Origin of the sequence: Rathayibacter sp. AY1E8, from assembly GCF_002931415.1 — a bacterium.
Lineage (GTDB): Bacteria > Actinomycetota > Actinomycetes > Actinomycetales > Microbacteriaceae > Rathayibacter.
In genome coordinates this window covers 1-950 of the sequence record NZ_PSVI01000119.1, presented here as the reverse complement: position 1 = coordinate 950, position 950 = coordinate 1, and the positions used below count along the sequence as shown (strand labels likewise).

The window sequence follows — 950 nt, the reverse complement described above, 5'->3', positions numbered from 1 at the left end:
TGGAGACGCTGACATCTCCCTCGGCGACGGCCGGACGCTCGCGCAGCTGCGGGCCGACGCGCTCGTCGATCTGCTCATCGACGGCGACATCTCCGCAGACGGATCCTCGGGAGAAGGAGCGAGCGCCGTCCGTGCCTCGGGCTCCGGAATCCACGCCTCGGTCTCCGGAGTCCGCGCCGACGTGCGCCTCACCCTGGCCGCCAGCACCGCCGTCGGCCTCGACGACGCGCCGGCCGAACTCGACGGCTACGGTCTCGTCCCCGCCGACGTCGCCCGGGAGCTCGTCCGCACGGCGGCCACCTTCACGCGGGTGCTGACCGATCCGGACACGGGAGTGGTGACGTCGGTCGGCAGGACCCTCCGCGTCCCGCCCCCTCGGATGCGCCTCCAGCTGCAGCTGCGCGACCGGACCTGCCGGTTCCCCGGCTGCACCCGCTCGTCCTCGACGGCCGAGGCCGACCACACCCTCGAGTGGCGGAACGGAGGCGAGACCGCCCTCGGCAACCTGGCCTCGCTCTGCGTCGCGCACCACCACGTCCGCCACGGCGACCGCTGGACCTACGCCCTCCATCCGGACGGCACCGTCGTCTGGACGACCCCCACCGGCCGTCGGATCACCGACCGACCGCGGGCGCTGCCCGGAGCTCCGCTGCCGCCCACGCGACGACCGACGCCGCAGTCGGCGCAAGAACCGGAGCCGGAGCCGGAGCCGGAGCAGCAGCCGCACCCGCTGTCACCACGATCCTCGTCATCGCAGCTGAGGTCATCGCGACCGTCGTCACCTCGACCGTCGCCATCGGTGCTGTCGCCGACGCGGCCGCGGTTCGTGGACGCGCCTCCGCCGTTCTGATCCGCAGCCCGACATGCCGGGCGATTCGACACTCCGTCGGCCGCGAGGCGGTGAATCGCCGTGCCTGGACACGCCCAGGCGCCCTCGCGCTCTCTCACCT

At 73.6% G+C, this 950-nt stretch carries 1 protein-coding gene; it reads left to right on the top strand.

Translation table 11 applies throughout. From position 1 onward, the window contains the following. Window positions 1-850, top strand: an 850-nt coding sequence (locus C5C74_RS16875; protein WP_104351946.1) for an HNH endonuclease signature motif containing protein, incomplete at its 5' end; no start/stop codon positions are given. Window positions 851-950: the final 100 nt, after the last annotated feature.